Genomic DNA, 15,376 nt, shown 5'->3' on the forward strand with positions numbered 1-15,376 from the left:
GATCAGATCCCCACCTGGAAGCCGTCGGACCAGCCCTGCATTTCCTGTACGAGGGCGTCCCACGCACCCGTGAGCAGCAGCAGACCGGTGACGACCATCATGCCGCCGCCGATCCGCATCACCCACGCATAGTGCCGCTTCACCCATCCGAACGCACCGAGCGCCTTGCGGAAGGCGACGGCGGCGAGGACGAACGGCAACCCGAGCCCGAGGCAGAACGCGACCATGAGCAGGGCGCCGCGGGCCGCTGTGCCCTGCTCCAGGGCCAGGATGTTGACGGAGCTGAGTGTGGGCCCGATGCACGGGGTCCAGCCGACGCCGAACAGCACGCCCAGCAGTGGCGCACCGGCCAGGCCCGCCGTGGGCCGCTTGTGGAACCGGAACTCGCGCTGGGTGAGGAAGGGCATCAAGCCCATGAAGAAGATCCCCATGAGGATCATCAGCACACCGAGGACGATGCTGAGTGTCTCGCGGTGCTCCTGGAGGGTGTCGCCGAAGTAGCCGAACAGCGCCCCGCCCGACACGAAGACCGCCGTGAAGCCGAGCACGAAGAGCAGCGCCCCGGCGGCCATCCGGCCCCTCCTGGCCTCCGCCAGATCCGCGCCGGTGATCCCGGTCACATACGAGAGGTAACCGGGGACCAGCGGCAGCACGCACGGGGAGAAGAAGGAGACAAGGCCTCCCAGCACGGCGATGGGCAGCGCGAGCAGCAGCGCACCGCTGTAGACCGTCTCGTTCACGCTACTTCTCCGCGATCAGCGGGTCGATCATGGAGCGGAGCATCTCGTCGTCCACGGCGCGCAGGGCACGGGCGGCGATCTTTCCTTCCCGGTCCAGCACGAGCGTGGTCGGAATGGCCTGCGGGTTGAGGCTGCCCTTGGGGAATTCCAGGATCAGCTTGCCGATGGGGTCGTGGAAGCTCGGGTAGCCGACCCCGTAATCGTCCTCGAATTCGAGCGCCGCGCCGACCTCGTCGTCCCGGGTGTTGATACCGACGAACTCGACACCCTTGCTCTTGGTGTCCGTGGCGACCTTCTCCAGATACTCCGCCTCACCCCGGCAGGGCGCACACCAGGAGCCCCAGACGTTGATCACGGTGATCTTGCCCTTGTAGTCGGCCAGGGACAGCGGCTTTCCCTCAAGGTCCTTGCCGGTCAGCTCGGGCGCCGCCGTCCGCTTGCCCTTGGCGACGGTGGAGATCCCGCCGGTGCCGGTCACGAAGTTGGTGTCGTTGCCGCCACCGGACTTGCCATTGAGGTCGCCACTGCACGCCGACAGCGTGAGCACGGCGACGAGAGCGCCTGCTCCGGTGGCGAGAAGGATGCGTCGATGGGCGCGGACAAGGCTCATGTGAAAAGTTTCGCATGGGCGTTCAGGGGATCTACCGCACCCCCCTCCATGCCCGCAACGCCCCTTGTCAAGGACGCCTAAGCACGCCGATGTCCGCCCCTCGGAGAGCGATCACGGGCGATCACTGACGTTCAGGGGGCCGCTTTCAGGAAGGTCTTCCAGCCCCCTGCCGGGGCTTGACCGACTTCCAGACTCCGAAGCCTGGCGAGGACCTTCGGGTCCTGGACGTCCAGCCAGTCGCAGAACTGCCGGAACGACACCAGACGTACGTCCTTCTTCCCCGCCATCGCCTTCAGGGCTTCCTCGACGGCGTCCATGTAGATGCCGCCGTTCCACTGCTCGAAATGATTGCCGATGAAGAGCGGTGCGCGATTCGACTCATAGGCGCGGTCGAATCCGTTGAGATACGCCTGGGTGGCCTGCTTGCGCCAGCCGGGATAGCGCTCCGGATTCCCCTTGGTGGAGTTGTGCGACTGGTTGGCGAGGATGTTGTAGTCCATCGACAGCACCTCGAAGGAGTGCCCGGGAAAGGGCACCGCCTGGAGCGGCAGGTCCCACAGCCCGCCCCGCTGCCGCGGCCACTGCTGCCGACCGCCCGGCGAGCTGGCGTCATACCGCCAGCCGAGCTCCTTCGCAGTCGGCAGCAGATTGTCCTGCCCGAGCAGGCAGGGGGTGCGGGCGCCGACGAGTTCCCTGCGGTAGTCGAAGGGCAACGGGTCGATGTCCGTCCAGCCGCTGTTCGTCTTCCACTCGGTGACGAAGGACACGGCCTGGTCGATCTCACTCCGCCACTGCGCGGAGGTCCAGTTCCCGACCGAGCCGGAACCGCCGCAGAAATGCCCGTTGAAGTGCGTGCCTATCTCGTGGCCGTCCTGCCAGGCCTGGCGGACGTACTTCAGGGTGTCCTTTATGTGATCGTCGCTGAGATATCCGATGTCGGACGCGCCGACCGGGTTGCCCGGCGGCCGGTAGCTCTTCTTCTTCGCCTCGGGCAGCAGATAGATACCGGAGAGGAAGAAGGTCATCGCCGCGTCGTGGTTCCTGGCGAGTTCCAGGAACCGCGGGAAGAGGCCGTTGCCGACCTCGCCCGCGCCGTCCCAGGAGAACACCACGAACTGCGGCGGAGCCTGACCCGGCTGGAGCGGCACGGGCTTGTCCGGTTGGTTGGGCTGCTTCCCGGTGTCGGCGGTCGAACCGTCACCTATGGAACGGAAGGGCGGGGCGGACTTGCCTGGAGAGCCGGATGACGTGCCGTCACCCCCCGCTCCCCCGGACCGTCCGGCCCCGCCCTTCCCGTCGTTCGCGTCCCCGGTACCGGATCCCAGGCCGCACCCGGCGATGCCCATCGCCGCCGCAGCACCGAGTCCCGCCCCGAGCAGGCCCCTTCGGCTGATCTCGCGCATGCTGTCCCGTCCCTGTCGCCTGGCGGTTTCGCCATACCGGCCACGTACAGGCCACGCCCGGACTGCCTTCAGTCCACACAAGGCCCGCATACAGGCCGATGTGTTAGATGGCGTGCCGCCGACGAGGGTTCCCGGGACCCGCACCGCAATGCGTCAGGTGACCCCCGCCGCTACGCCCCGAAGGCCTTCGACTTGCCCTTCACGGGCTTGGCCCCGGCCAGCAGATGGGCCGGTACGAGATCGCGGGCGGGCTCGGAGTAGCCCACGGAGACGATCCGGTCGCCCTGGAAGGTGAAGCTGGTGAGCGAGGCGAGCGTGCACTGCCTGCGGCGCGGGTCGTGCCAGAGGCGGCGGTGCTCCACATGGCTGCGCAGCGTCCAGATCGGCAACTGGTGGCTGACGAGTACCGCCTCGTGGCCACGGGCCGCGTCGCGGGCCGCCTCCAGGGCCGCCATCATCCGGTCAACCTGCTCACGATAGGGCTCGCCCCAGGAAGGCCGGAACGGGTTGGTGAGGTGCTTCCAGTTGCCCGGCTTGCGCAGCGCGCCGTCACCGACGCCGAAGGTCTTGCCCTCGAAGACGTTCCCGGCCTCGATCAGCCGCTCGTCGGTGTCCAGGATCAGACCGTGCGACTTGGCGATCGGCGTCGCGGTCTCCTGCGCCCGTTCCAGCGGTGAGGCGACCACATGGGTGATGTCCCGGTCCGCCAGGTGCCCGGCGACCCGGTCGGCCATCTGCCGGCCCAGCTCGGAGAGGTGGTAGCCGGGCCTGCGGCCGTAGAGCACGCCATCCGGATTGTGCACTTCTCCGTGGCGCATGAGATGAACCACGGTCGTTTCCGTATGGATGTCCATGCTGCTCATGCGGTGGCCTCCGCGGCGGCGCGGGCGGCGGCCGGGAGCGCCGCCGCGATCCGCTCGATCGCCGCGTCGTCATGGGCGGTCGACACGAACCAGGATTCGAAGGCGGACGGCGGGAGGTAGACGCCCTGCGACAGCATCGAGTGGAAGAAGGCGTTGAAGCGGAACGCCTCCTGCTTCCGGGCATCGTCGTAGTCGCGCACCTCGTGCGCGGTGAAGAAGACCGAGAACATGTTGCTCGCGGTCTGCAGCCGGTGCGCCACGCCTTCCTCGGCGAGCGCCTCGGTGACGAGTGCCTGGATCCGCCGGGAGGCCGTGTCGACCTTCTCGTACGCCGCGTCGTCGAGAAGCCGCAACTGGGCGAGGCCCGCCGCGGTGGCGATCGGGTTCCCCGAGAGGGTGCCCGCCTGGTAGACCGGCCCGGCGGGGGCGAGGTGGCCCATCACATCGGCCCGGCCGCCGAACGCCGCTGCCGGGAAGCCGCCGCCCATGACCTTGCCGAAGGTCATCAGGTCCGGCACCACCCCGTCGACGCCGTACCAGCCGGCCTTCGAGGTACGGAAACCGGTCATGACCTCGTCGGAGATGTACAGGGCGCCGCTCTCGGCGCAGAGGTCCTTCAGCCCCCGGTTGAAACCGGGCAGGGGCGGGACCACGCCCATGTTGCCCGGGGATGCCTCGGTGATCACACAGGCGATCTCACCGGGGTGCGCGGCGAAGGCGGCACGAACCGATTCCAGATCGTTGTACGGCAGCACGATGGTGTCCCCGGCCTGTGCGCCGGTGACACCGGGGGTGTCGGGCAGCGCGAAGGTGGCGACCCCGGAGCCCGCCGCGGCCAGCAGCGCGTCCACATGGCCGTGATAGCAGCCGGCGAACTTGACCACCTTGGCGCGCCCGGTGAAGCCGCGGGCGAGCCGGATCGCCGACATGGTGGCCTCCGTGCCGGACGAGACGAGCCTCACCTGCTCGACCGGTGCGACCCGGGCCACGATCTCCTCGGCGAGCGTGACCTCGCCCTCCCCCGGCGTACCGAACGAGGTACCACGGGCAACAGCCGCCTGAACTGCGGCAACGACCTCCGGGTGGGCATGTCCGAGGATCATCGGACCCCACGAGCAGACAAGATCGACATATTCGCGGCCATCCGCGTCGGTCAGGTACGGGCCGGCACCGGACACCATGAACCGGGGCGTACCGCCCACGGCACGGAAGGCGCGGACCGGAGAGTTCACGCCGCCGGGCGTCACGAGGGACGCGCGGTCGAAAAGCGTCTGCGAAACTGGGGCGTCATAGGGAAAGCTCACGGAATCCATGGTGTCAGAGGCCCCAGGCGTTCTTGCGGACAGGTGTTTCACCACCCCTCCGCGGGGGAGGTCACTGTCACGATGATCGGGTTGCGCGGCCTGCGCTGTGCGTCATAAAAAGCAGTCGGGTGGAGATATGCATCGCGGTGGCGGACCGGGCGAGGGTACCGACGACCTGGGTCCCGAGCCTGCCCGGCGGGGGAGGCACCGGCGGCACGGGTCCCCCGAGCCCGTGGAGAGCACGCGCGAGCCCGTACAGAGCAGGAGTGGCCGAGGCATGGGGGTCACATACAGATACTTCGGCGCCCCCGACGGCGCCACGGCCGCCCGTGTGCCCATTTCGATGCGCCCGGAAGAGCTCGGCGGGGACGAGCTCGGCATGGGCGGGATGTTCAGCAAGATCAAGCCCGAGACGATAGCCGCGATGGTCCTCACGGGCATCCAGGGGATGCCCCTCAACAAGGTGCCGCCGCTGGAGCTGGTGGTCCTGCACCCGGACTACGCGGTGGTCAAGCTCCCCATGACGGTCGTCGACCCGCTGCGCGACATCGGCGAGGAGACGGTCGGCGCCGCCGCCTTCATCTGGTCGACGGTCCCGGACCGCGGGGGGCCGCGGGACGCTTTCAACGTGTACCAGCTGCTGCACGAGTGGCAGGACTTCAGCCACCGGCTGCATGAGGCGGGGCATCAGCCTTATTGCCTTGTATGGCCGTGAGCTGGGGTTTCTTGCGGATCGGGCGGGGTCTTCGGGCCTCGCCCCTGTTGGTGCCGGAGGGGGCCGTCAGGCGGCCAGGGCACATTGAGGGCACATTGGTTTTGCTGGGGGTGCTGATGTGCCCTGGTCGGCGGGCGGGTCGCCGTCGTCTTCCGCCTCGGCTTCCGTTTCCGTGAAGGCGTCGTCGATCGCCTTGCGGGTGCGGGTCTCACTGGACGGCAGCAGGTGCGTGTACGTCCGCAGCGTGAAGCCCGGGTCCGAGTGGCCGAGGTACTCGGAGAGCGCCTTGATGCTCTCCCCTGCATCCAGGAGCACGGAGGCGTAGGCGTGACGTAGAGCGTGCATGCCGTCTTCCGGGGCCGCTTGGAGGTAGCGCGCGCCGCGCTCGCGGGGAGGGATCACGCCGGCGGCGGCCAGGGCGCGCTTCCAGTCGCCCATGTTGAAGACGCTCCGGTTGTACGCCCGCTCCTTCGCGTCGACGAAGAGGAGGCGCAAGGTCTTCGGCTCGCCGTCCGGTTTGGCCCAGGGCAGGGTGACGGCGGTCGGCGGGAACTCCTTCATGTGAGCCTTGATGGCTGCGGCGAGCTGGGCCGACAGGGGCACTGACCGGATCTTGTTGCCCTTGGGCAGGGCGAAGACGGGCTTCGTACCGACGAGCCGTACCTGACGGTTGACGTGTATCCAGCCGCCCTTGAAGTCGATGTCCTCGACGGCGAAGCCGAACACCTCGCCCTGGCGAAGGCCGCAGCCGAAGGCGAGCTTGCCGCCAGCCTGGAAGCGCTTCGGGAGTCCGGCTATCACGGCGAGTACGCGCTCCAGCGGCCAAGGGATGATCCTCTTCTTGGTCGCGGTCGGCAGCTTGACCGACTTCGCCTTGCAGGGGTTCTTCGGCAGCAGCCCGTCCTCCACGGCCATGCCGAGGATGCTGGAGAGGATGTCGAAGATGCCCTCGATCGTCGACACTTCCAGTTCGGCGTCCTGCAGCGTGCGAATCCAACCCTGAATGATCGAGGGCTGGTTGAGGGACCGCAGCTCGCGTCGGCCGAGGTGCTCGACGATGTGGTTGCGGACGGTCGCCTCGTAGCGGAGCGCGGTCGTCGGGCCGACGGAGTTCGCATCGAGCCACTTCTGCGCGTAGGCACCGAGCGTCTGCTTCGTCTCGGCGGGGACGACGTAGGAGCCGCGCCGGATCTCGACGTCGACCTCGGCGGCGCGATTGTCCGCCTCGGCCTTCGTGTGGAAATTCTCCTTGCGCTGCCGGCCGTCAAGGTCGCGGTAGCGGACTTGCCAGCGCTTGCCGACACCGTGGTCGGCGGTGGCGACCATCTGCCGTGTACGGCTCTTGTGTTCGCCGCACTCGGCCTCGGCGGGCTTGGGGTGGGACTTGTGCCAGCGGTCGTACACGTCAGCCAAGAAGGGCCTCCTGGATGGGGTTTGGGGACTGGGGGCGGCGTGGGTCGCGGCGGTGTGCGTCAGCCACGGGAGCAGCAGGGCTGTGGGAGGAGCGGCGAACTGGTGCTGGGGCCGGCTGGCACGAGGCGTGGGTGCTCGATGGCGCGGGCGGCGTGGAGGCCAGCGGGGCCTATTTCGACAGGTCGGTTGGGCATGACAAATAGCTGTAACTTGCAGGCGACCGTCGTGGCAAGAGTTAGTTCTTAAACTCTCCAAAAGTCGCCCGGAGGCGAAGTGGTGTTCGTCTCGTCAAATTCCGGCACATCACGAGCCGTTTTGGCGGGGAGGTTGTGCTACCTTCCCTCCGCGTCAAAGAATTGGGCGATTTGAGCGACTATCGGATATAATGTCCACTGGGCAAGCCGCGCCACTTCTCAGCACTGGGCGCCGCCTCTGAGCTGCTGAGGTACCGGATTCCAGCACCTCAGCCGTTCACTTCGCCGCAGAAAATTTCAGTTTCCATGGGAGCGATTTCGGCAACCGGGGATCCGCCCTTACTGTTTTGGTCTTCCCCGGCGACACCGAGGGAAGTGTCCGGGAGTTCCAGAATTCACTCTGGACGCTTCCCAGGCGGTGTGGATGTGTTGCCCACGCCTGCCATCCAAAACCCTGATTCCGATATGGAGACCTCATTGCCGAACCACTCCCCGCGCCCTGTCGGCGCCGAGCGTGACCAGCTCGCCACTCCCGCCGACGTAGCCGCGTACCTCGGGGTACCGGTGAAGACCCTCTACCAGTGGAAGTACCGGGGCATCGGCCCCAGCGTCCACAAGGTCGGCCGTCACCTGCGCTACCGCTGGCGGGAGGTGGACGCATGGCTGGACGCCCAGACGTCGTACGACCTCACAGCCTGACCCCGCCCCTGACGCGGACAACGAAGCGGCCCCCGGCGCGCCAACGCCGAGGGCCGAAGACTCCCCTGCCGATTGCCCATCCCTGAACGAACGAGCTGGTGAGGGGCGGGACCTTGCCCGTCCTGCCCCTCACCGGAGAGGAACGCCTATGGAGGACTCTACGTCCCCCAGCACCACGAACACCTCGCCCACCGGCTGGCCCACTCCCGCGGTCCCCGGCGAGGGCGTCCCCTGGCGCCGCCAGGATCAGCAGGACACACGGTCCCCCGCGTCGGGGACCGTCGAGCACTCGGCGCATGTGGAAGCACACGGGGACCGTCCCCAGCCGCCTACAGATGCCGCTTTTGGGGACCGTCCCCGCGAAGTGCCCGCTGCTCGGTCCCCGCACGTCCCGGTCCCCGTATCAGCATCCGACACAAACCCGCAGGCCAGCGGCATGAAATCGGGGACCGATCCCCAAGAGACGGCAGTTGCACCAGGGGACCGTGAGCACGGTCCCCGCCAGTCTCTGGGGACCGATGGTCCCGCTGCGGGGACCGTCCAGCCGGAGGGGACGGGTCCCATCGACGCGCGACCGGATCACGAGGCCGGTCCCCGGCCTTCTCGGGGACCGTCAGACCCCGTGAAACGGGGTTCCGGTGAAGGTGCGGAACTACTGGATGAGTTGCGGGCGGCCATCGGCAAGTACGTCGTGCTGCCCAGTGACGAGGCGCTGACCGCGGTCACCCTGTGGGTGGCTGCCACGCACATCCAGACCGCTCTGCAGCACGCGCCTCGTCTGGCAGTCGTCGGCCCGACGAAGGGCTGCGGCAAGTCCCGCGTGCTGGACGTGCTCCACGAGACCGTCCACCAGCCGATCATGACGGTGAACATGTCCACGGCGGTACTCTTCCGCGTCATCGGCAAGAACCCGCGCACGATCCTGGTGGACGAAGCCGACACCATCTTCAGCAAGGCCGGCGACAACGAAGAACTGCGCGGTCTGTTGAACGCCGGACACCAGCGCAACCGGCCCGCCTGGCGCATCTCCGGTCCGGAGCACAAGCCGACCCCGTACCCGACCTTCGCCATGGCCGCGCTGGCCTCGATCGGCGACCTGCCCGACACAATCACGGACCGGGCGGTCGTGCTCCGCATGCAAAAGCGCAAGCCGGGCGAGAAGGTGACCCCGTTCCGCTCGCGCTACGCCACACCACAGCTGAACGCGCTCCGGGACAAGCTGGCCGCCTGGCTGGGCCCGCTGCGCGGCACGGCCGGCCGCATGGCGCCGACCATGCCGGTGGAGGACCGGGCGGCGGACACCTGGGAACCGCTGGTCATCATCGCCGACCTGGCCGGCGACCACTGGCCCGCGAGCGCCCGTGCGGCCTGCGTGGCGATGACCCGGTACGAGGCCGTCAAGGACGAGCAGACCAACCTGAAGACGCGGCTGCTGCGCGACATACACCGCATCTTCGAGGCACACGGCAACCCCGAAGCCCTGTCCTCCCTGGATCTGGTCACCACCCTGCTCCAAGACCCCGACGCACCCTGGGCAGAGCACGGCACCAACGGGCTCAACGCCTACCACCTGGGCAGAATGCTCCGGGACTTCGACATCCGCCCGGCCAACTACCGGTTCGACAAGGGCAGGCAGGCCAAGGGGTACGCCCGTAACCGGTTCCTCGACAGCTGGGCCCGACACTGCCCCGACCTCACCGACACGGCGCCCGCCCCCGCGCACGACGCCACACCCGCGCACCTGCCAGCCCAGGGCAAGCCGCCCACCGCCCCGGCGGGCCAGCTGCCCATCTGCCTGCCCGGCGGCCCCACCGGCCCCAAACGCGCCCGCTGACCCGCTTCCCCTGGGTCCGTATCACTGCGTCGCATCCGTCCCCGCGCAGGTCAGCGCGGGGACGGATGTCCTCACCGGGACGGACTTCTCCGTACCTGCCCGAGTGTCCGTACCTGCCCTGACCAGGCATGGGACGGATGCGACGCACGTGACACACGTTCCGCCCCCTCACCACCGGAGCACTCCGATGCACGAACAGCACCACGAACACCCCATGCCCCAGGAACAGATGGCCACCACCCCCGTCACACGCGCAGCAAGTTGTCGGGTAAGGAGTCCTTACCCGACCCCCGCCCCAGAGGAGGCGGAGGCATCCGGCGCAGGGGCACCGGAGTCGACCGGCCCGGGGGAGCCGACCGGGACTGGGGGCAGCGAGCCGTCGTCGAGCGTGCCGCGGCAGCCGGCGCAGCGTCGCCGTCTGCGTGACAAGCAGCTGCGCGAGCACCGCGTCCACCCCCGCTACAACGACGACGAATTCGCCCTCGTCCAGAACGCCGCCGCCCTGAGCCGCATGCAGCCCGGCGGCTACGTCGCCGAGTGCGCGCTCGCCGCCGCCCGTGCCGACGACCCCACCGCAGCCGTCGCCGACTACCGCGCCATGGTCAAGGCGCTGTTGGCCGCCAACCGGCAGCTCGGCGGTATCGGCAACAACCTCAACCAGCTCACATGGCACCTCAACAGGGACGGCTCCTGGCCCCACCCCGACACCGTCCAACGGCTCCTGGAGCGCGTCGAGGCATCCATCGCCGAGGTGGACACCGCCGTCGCCCAGATCACCGAGGGGCGGTGAGCCATTGATACCGAAGATCATCCTCGGCAAGGGGCCCCACGCCACACGCCGCACGATCGGCTACCTCTTCGGCAAAGGCCGGGCCAGCGAACACATCGACCCGCACCTGGTGGCCTCCTGGAACGACTTCGCCCCCGACCCTGGCCGCAGCCCCCACCGCGACCCCAAGGACGTGGAGGCCCAGCTCGCCGCACAACTCGACCAGCCCGTGAAGATGCTCGGCGACAAAGCACCCAAGCACACCGTGTGGCACTGCCCCGTCCGTGCCGCCCCCGAAGACCCGATCCTCACCGACACCCAGTGGGGGGATATCGCCCGCCGGATCGTGGCCGCCGCCGGCATCGCCCCCGAAGGCGACGAGGAAGCCTGCCGCTGGGTGGCCGTCCGCCATGCCGACGACCACATCCACATCGCCGCCACCCTCGTACGCCAGGACGGTCGCCGCCCCCAGCGCGACTTTGACCAGCGGGCCGTCCAGCGCGAAGCCCGCCAGATCGAGGTCGACTACGGACTGAGGCGACTGAAGCCGGGCGACGGCACCGCCGCCAAACGCCCCACCAGCAAGGAGCACTTCAAGGCCAAACGCCTGGGCCAGGAAGCGGCCACCCGCGAGATCCTGCGCCTGCGGGTCCGCCGCGCCGTCGCCGCCGCGGCCGACGAGGCCGAGTTCTTCGCCCTGCTGGACGCCACCGGCGTTGCCGTGCGCCTCAAGCTCGGCCCGTCCGGCGACGCCCTCGGCTGCAACTTCGCTCTGCCCGGCGACACCAATGACAAGGGCGAGCCGGTCTTCTACTCCGGCTCCACGCTCGCCCCCGACCTCTCCCTCCCCAACATCCGCCAACGCCTCGTTACCACCAGCCCCGAACCTGTCACCGTCCGCCCGGGCAACCTGTGGCACCAGGCCACCGCCGCCACCGAACGCATCCCCTACCACCTCACCCACAGCGACGACCCCACGGCTCACGGACAGCTGGTCGCGCTCGGCGCCGCACTGGACCTCCTGCCGGCCACCGGACCGGCGGTGCTCAAGGCCGAACTCGAACAGGCCGCGGCCGCCTTCGAGCGCGCCACCCGCTCCCGCATCGCCGCCGACCTCGACAGCACACGCGTCCTGCGCCGCAGCGTCCAGGCGATCTGGCGCGACCGCCCCCAGGACAGGGACGGGGCCGGATTCGCGATGCTTCTGGATGCCGCACTCACCGCGGTGGCGTTCGCGATTCACTGGCACCGCATCCGTCAGCACGCACAGCAGGAGGCGGCAGCCGAGCAGGCCCTCCTCCACTTGCAGGTGGCGTACGCGCAGGTCGCCGAGCCGGTCCTGGTCGGCCTCGCCAGCCGGGCGCCCAGCCCGCAGACCAAACTCCGCTTCGCCCACCACCTCCAGCAGGCGGTACCGGAACACTCCGAGCGCATCCTGGCCGACTCCGCCTGGGACGCACTCGCCACCGTGCTCGCCGAGGCCGAAGCAGCAGGACACAACGCAGCCACCGTCCTCGACCAGGCGCTCGGACAGCGCACCCTGGATGACGCCCACAGCCCCGCCCGCGCACTGACCTGGCGCATCCGCCGCCTCGGCGAACGCCATCCGCCCAGTCCACGAGCCGAGGCAGCCCGGACTACGCCCGTCCAGCCTGCGGCAGCGGCTCCTCCCTCACAGCCCCATTCGGCACGGCGGCGCTGATCACGGCCGCGCGGACGCCTTGGGAGTGAGCAGCTCCAGCGCTTCCTCCCAGCAGTAGCGGTCTGCCCCGCCGCCGGCCTTCGGCCGGTGCGGCTCGTACGAACCGATCAGGACGCCCATCTCGCGCAACCGCTCCAGACTCTGCCGGTACGCGGGATGGGCGGCCTGGGCTGAGTTCACGTACGGCAGGACGGCAGTGGGGAGGCCCATGCCGTACGCCTCGCACAGGATGCCCAGGGCCAGAGTGTCGGATATCCCTGCCGCCCACTTATTGACGGTATTGAAGGTGGCCGGGGCCACCGCGATGGCGTCGGCGGGTGGCAGCGGGCGAGGATCGTCGGGTGAGCGCCAGGCCGATCGGATCGGGTAGCCGGTCTGGGCCTCGACCGCCTCCGTGTCGATGAAACCCAGACCCTGCGGGGTGGCCACCACGCCCACGTCCCAGTTCGCCTCTTGAGCAGCCGTGATCAGCTTGCCGACGTCGCCGACGACACCGGCCGCGCAGACGACGACGTACAGGAACGGCTTTTTGCCCGGCGCCTGCGGTTCGGTCACGTGAAGCCCCCCAGAAGCAGTTGGTCTCGTTGGGCCGCCAGCATGGCGGCCAGGACTTCCGGTCCGATCTGGCTCAGCGCCCACAGACTGCTGATCCCTCGGGACCACCGCCAGAGTGGGTCTTCCGTCTCCACAGGAGTGTGGAAAGCCAGCACCGGGATGCCGTGGGCATCGAACGGAGCCGGGTCGAGGTAGCGCCAGCCACCCGTGCCGCAGAGATAGTGGGTACTGCTCGTGGCCACGGCCAGGTCTGCGAGCCGTTCTGATCGGCCTTCCCGAGTCGGGATCGTGCTGCTGTCCAGTACTTCGCCGCTCCAGCCAAGTGCGGTGAGCAGCGTGATCGTCGACGCCCTGGCGATGCCGGAGACGCGGTCGGTGGTCTCGAACTGATCGAGAACCGCGTCCAGGACCCCACGCACCGCTGGCCAGTGGCGGCTGCGGCCGTAGTACTGGCGAATCAGCAGGCTGACGGTGCGACGGGAGCGGCTGGGGTCGGCGAGCCGCGCCCGGCTGATCAGTGTCGTGCGCCCATCGGGCAGGTGCGTGGGGAGCGTGAGCCACTGCTGCCTGGCGGGGCTGTCCAGGGCTGCGAGCCGAGCCCGGTGCTGATAGTCGCGCCGGGCGAACTGGACGTCGTCGAGGACGATCCACCGGCCGGCGGCGTACAGCTTCGCCAGAGTGGACAGCCGCGGGAACAGGTTCGGTTGGTGGATCGCGCACACCCCGCCCGGCGAACCAGCGTGGGACAGGTCAGGTGCCGATGAGGCGGCTGTCGAATCCGTCGCGCAGAAGGCGCTCGTAAGCGTCATACACATCCCCCGGTACGTCCTGCTCGACGGCGAAGCCGAGCTTCGGGTACTCGATCACCCGTTGCAGGTCGCCGACGAGCATGTCGACGACCAGCTTCTCGTCGCCGATGGACTTGATGTAGTCGTCCAACTCCAGCGGCTCGGAAGCGCACACGACCTCAGCCTCGGGCCACAGCTTGCGGGAGGTCGCATACGAGCGGCGTTCCATGTACGGCTTGGAGATGAGCAGCAGCGACTCGACCGCGATGCCGGCCTCGGCCAGCATCTCGCGGGAGAAGGTGACGTTCTGGCCAGTGTTGGCCGCCTTGGGCTCGACCAGGATCGCCTCGTCCGGCACCCCGAGGCTCAGGGCGTGCTCGCGGTAATGGACGGCCTCACCGCGTGGGAAGCGGGCCCGGGTGGTGGGGCTGTTGCCCCCGCTGAACACCACGACCGGGAAGAGGCCGGCGCGGTAGAGGTCTGCGGCCGTGGTGGCCACCCCAAGGTCGTGGCTGCCCAGGCCGATCGCCGCCGAGCAGGGACGCTGCTCGTGGCCCATCTGGTGGTAGTTCCAGATCAGCGTCGCGTCGTGGAACTGCTCGTCGGTGATCTGGCGTTGCTCGTGCTCCGGCACTGGCACTCCCTGGCTCATCCCTGCTGGCCCTTTCGGATGCCCTCGATACTGTGCAGCTGGTGGCTCAACCCGTACTGGCGGGCCACCTGTGCCGCCTGATCGAGGACGGACAGCCCATCATTCCGGGTCGCCGCATCCGACAGAAGGATGTGCCCGTATGCGGTGTCCAACCGCACCCGCTGCATCGGGGAGTCGACCGTGCCGGTGGTGCGCGCGATGTCGATGTAGTGCAGGGCCTGCTTCAGGTCGCCGACGCCTCGGTGGGCCAGGGCCAGCTTTTGGTGGGCAACAGACCAGTCCTCCGGCTCACCCAGGTCCTCGAAGGAGCGAGTGGCCTCCACCATGACGCCGGTGGCGTACCCGTTGTTGCCCTCCTTGCTCAGTGCCGTACCGACCCAGAGCCGGGCCCTGGCACGGTCGCGAGGGCTCAAGCGCTCGTCCGCTGCAAGGAGTTCGTACTGCCGGGCAGAGGCTTCCAGCTGGCCGGACATTTCCTGAACGACGGCGAGGGAGAGCTCGATCTGAGCCACTCGACGCGGGATATCGAGTTCGGTGAACATGCCGCGGGCGGTCATGTAGGAGTGCCGGGCGGAGAGCGGGCCGAGGATCGCGCCCTGGTCACGTTGGAGATCGCCGAGCAGCACGAGGGAACGGCCGTAGAAGTAAAGGCCCTTGTCATCCAGGTGATGGGGGTCGTGCCGGGTCAGCCAGCGGTTCAACAGTGAGGTGGCGAAGGGAAAGTTCTGGCGGCTGACACAGACCACAGCCCGCTCGATGTCCTCGGTCCAGGTCTCGTAGTCCGCCGGCCGCACGCTCTTCCTGTCGGGGAAGATCAGCGCCTCGAACCTGGCCTGAGCAGCGGAGTCCGCGCGGGCCAGTGCCGTGTCGAGGATGGCCTGGGTATCCGGGCGGGGATGGGTTGCTGTACCGAGGCTCTCCCACTTGGCGACCGTGCGCAGTGCGACACCGAGGTGCTCTGCGAATGCGCGCGTGCTCATACGCAGCGCGGCGCGCAGGGCGCTCGCCTCCCGGCCTGTCCATTGCTGCACACTGACCACGGATGACCTCCCTCCGTCATGTATGGAAGCACTCTCGGTGACGACGTGGGGCGGGAAGTGCAACGGAAGTACAACAGCAGGTCATTTCGAGGCCG

At 68.6% G+C, this 15,376-nt stretch carries 15 protein-coding genes; 5 read left to right on the top strand and 10 right to left on the bottom strand.

Annotated features, from left to right (window positions below):
* Positions 1 to 2: 2 nt before the first annotated feature.
* The 5 genes from V1460_RS33660 to hemL all read right to left on the bottom strand — a co-directional run bounded on the left by V1460_RS33660 (position 3) and on the right by hemL (position 4,929).
* Positions 3 to 740 (bottom strand): cytochrome c biogenesis protein CcdA, encoded by a 738-nt coding sequence (locus tag V1460_RS33660; RefSeq protein WP_338677368.1) that lies wholly within the window; start codon positions 738 to 740, stop codon positions 3 to 5.
* A gap of 1 nt (position 741) precedes the next feature.
* Positions 742 to 1,350 (bottom strand): TlpA disulfide reductase family protein, encoded by a 609-nt coding sequence (locus tag V1460_RS33665; RefSeq protein ID WP_338677369.1) that lies wholly within the window; start codon positions 1,348 to 1,350, stop codon positions 742 to 744.
* A gap of 131 nt (positions 1,351 to 1,481) precedes the next feature.
* A complete protein-coding gene (locus V1460_RS33670; protein ID WP_338677370.1) occupies positions 1,482 to 2,753 on the bottom strand; it encodes a hypothetical protein in 1,272 nt (423 codons plus the stop codon).
* 170 nt (positions 2,754 to 2,923) lie between these two features.
* On the bottom strand, positions 2,924 to 3,616 hold the full coding sequence (locus V1460_RS33675) for a histidine phosphatase family protein (RefSeq protein WP_338677371.1): 693 nt from the start codon (positions 3,614 to 3,616) through the stop codon (positions 2,924 to 2,926).
* The gene (hemL, locus tag V1460_RS33680; protein WP_338677372.1) at positions 3,613 to 4,929 is read right to left on the bottom strand and encodes a glutamate-1-semialdehyde 2,1-aminomutase; all 1,317 of its coding nucleotides are present in this window, start codon (positions 4,927 to 4,929) and stop codon (positions 3,613 to 3,615) included. Before hemL ends, V1460_RS33675 begins: the two co-directional genes overlap by 4 nt.
* A 127-nt stretch (positions 4,930 to 5,056) precedes the next feature.
* Here hemL and V1460_RS33685 point away from each other — a divergent pair, with 127 nt between their 5' ends.
* Entirely contained in the window at positions 5,057 to 5,635 is a 579-nt protein-coding gene (locus V1460_RS33685) for a hypothetical protein (protein ID WP_338677373.1), read from the top strand.
* A 66-nt stretch (positions 5,636 to 5,701) separates the two neighbouring features.
* Here the strand turns inward: V1460_RS33685 and V1460_RS33690 are convergent, their stop codons facing one another.
* Positions 5,702 to 7,039: a tyrosine-type recombinase/integrase gene (locus V1460_RS33690; protein ID WP_338678319.1), complete on the bottom strand. Its 1,338-nt coding sequence runs from the start codon at positions 7,037 to 7,039 to the stop codon at positions 5,702 to 5,704.
* 668 nt (positions 7,040 to 7,707) lie between these two features.
* On the opposite strand from V1460_RS33690, the gene V1460_RS33695 reads away from it, so the two are divergent.
* From V1460_RS33695 to V1460_RS33710, 4 genes are all read left to right on the top strand, one after another.
* Positions 7,708 to 7,941: a helix-turn-helix domain-containing protein gene (locus V1460_RS33695; RefSeq protein WP_338677374.1), complete on the top strand. Its 234-nt coding sequence runs from the start codon at positions 7,708 to 7,710 to the stop codon at positions 7,939 to 7,941.
* 664 nt (positions 7,942 to 8,605) lie between these two features.
* Entirely contained in the window at positions 8,606 to 9,775 is a 1,170-nt protein-coding gene (locus tag V1460_RS33700) for a DUF3631 domain-containing protein (RefSeq protein WP_407077649.1), read from the top strand.
* A 388-nt stretch (positions 9,776 to 10,163) separates the two neighbouring features.
* Positions 10,164 to 10,565, top strand: coding sequence for a plasmid mobilization protein (locus V1460_RS33705; RefSeq protein ID WP_338677375.1), 402 nt, complete (start codon positions 10,164 to 10,166; stop codon positions 10,563 to 10,565).
* A gap of 4 nt (positions 10,566 to 10,569) precedes the next feature.
* Positions 10,570 to 12,246, top strand: coding sequence for a mobilization protein (locus V1460_RS33710; protein ID WP_338677376.1), 1,677 nt, complete (start codon positions 10,570 to 10,572; stop codon positions 12,244 to 12,246).
* On the opposite strand, the gene V1460_RS33715 is transcribed toward V1460_RS33710, so the two are convergent.
* Genes V1460_RS33715 through V1460_RS33730 form a run of 4 tightly spaced genes read right to left on the bottom strand, consistent with a single transcriptional unit; the run spans position 12,247 to position 15,281 of the window.
* Complete coding sequence (locus V1460_RS33715; RefSeq protein ID WP_338677377.1) at positions 12,247 to 12,801, bottom strand: flavoprotein; 555 nt, start codon at positions 12,799 to 12,801, stop codon at positions 12,247 to 12,249. It lies immediately after the preceding gene.
* Complete coding sequence (locus V1460_RS33720) at positions 12,798 to 13,523, bottom strand: WbqC family protein (protein ID WP_407077650.1); 726 nt, start codon at positions 13,521 to 13,523, stop codon at positions 12,798 to 12,800. Before V1460_RS33720 ends, V1460_RS33715 begins: the two co-directional genes overlap by 4 nt.
* A 28-nt stretch (positions 13,524 to 13,551) precedes the next feature.
* Complete coding sequence (locus V1460_RS33725) at positions 13,552 to 14,241, bottom strand: YdcF family protein (protein ID WP_338677379.1); 690 nt, start codon at positions 14,239 to 14,241, stop codon at positions 13,552 to 13,554.
* Positions 14,238 to 15,281 (bottom strand): hypothetical protein, encoded by a 1,044-nt coding sequence (locus V1460_RS33730; protein WP_338677380.1) that lies wholly within the window; start codon positions 15,279 to 15,281, stop codon positions 14,238 to 14,240. The genes V1460_RS33725 and V1460_RS33730 overlap by 4 nt, the downstream gene beginning before the upstream one ends.
* Positions 15,282 to 15,376 lie beyond the last annotated feature (95 nt).

Origin of the sequence: Streptomyces sp. SCSIO 30461 (genome assembly GCF_037023745.1) — a bacterium.
In the GTDB taxonomy this organism is placed as follows: domain Bacteria; phylum Actinomycetota; class Actinomycetes; order Streptomycetales; family Streptomycetaceae; genus Streptomyces.

Bases quoted from the DNA above. Each gene is read 5' to 3' on its own strand.
- V1460_RS33665 (WP_338677369.1), bottom strand. From the start codon at position 1,350: ATGAGCCTTGTCCGCGCCCATCGACGCATCCTTCTCGCCACCGGAGCA.
- V1460_RS33670 (WP_338677370.1), bottom strand. From the start codon at position 2,753: ATGCGCGAGATCAGCCGAAGGGGCCTGCTCGGGGCGGGACTCGGTGCT.
- V1460_RS33675 (WP_338677371.1), bottom strand. From the start codon at position 3,616: ATGAGCAGCATGGACATCCATACGGAAACGACCGTGGTTCATCTCATG.
- hemL (WP_338677372.1), bottom strand. From the start codon at position 4,929: ATGGATTCCGTGAGCTTTCCCTATGACGCCCCAGTTTCGCAGACGCTT.
- V1460_RS33685 (WP_338677373.1), top strand. From the start codon at position 5,057: ATGCATCGCGGTGGCGGACCGGGCGAGGGTACCGACGACCTGGGTCCC.
- V1460_RS33695 (WP_338677374.1), top strand. From the start codon at position 7,708: ATGGAGACCTCATTGCCGAACCACTCCCCGCGCCCTGTCGGCGCCGAG.
- V1460_RS33725 (WP_338677379.1), bottom strand. From the start codon at position 14,241: ATGAGCCAGGGAGTGCCAGTGCCGGAGCACGAGCAACGCCAGATCACC.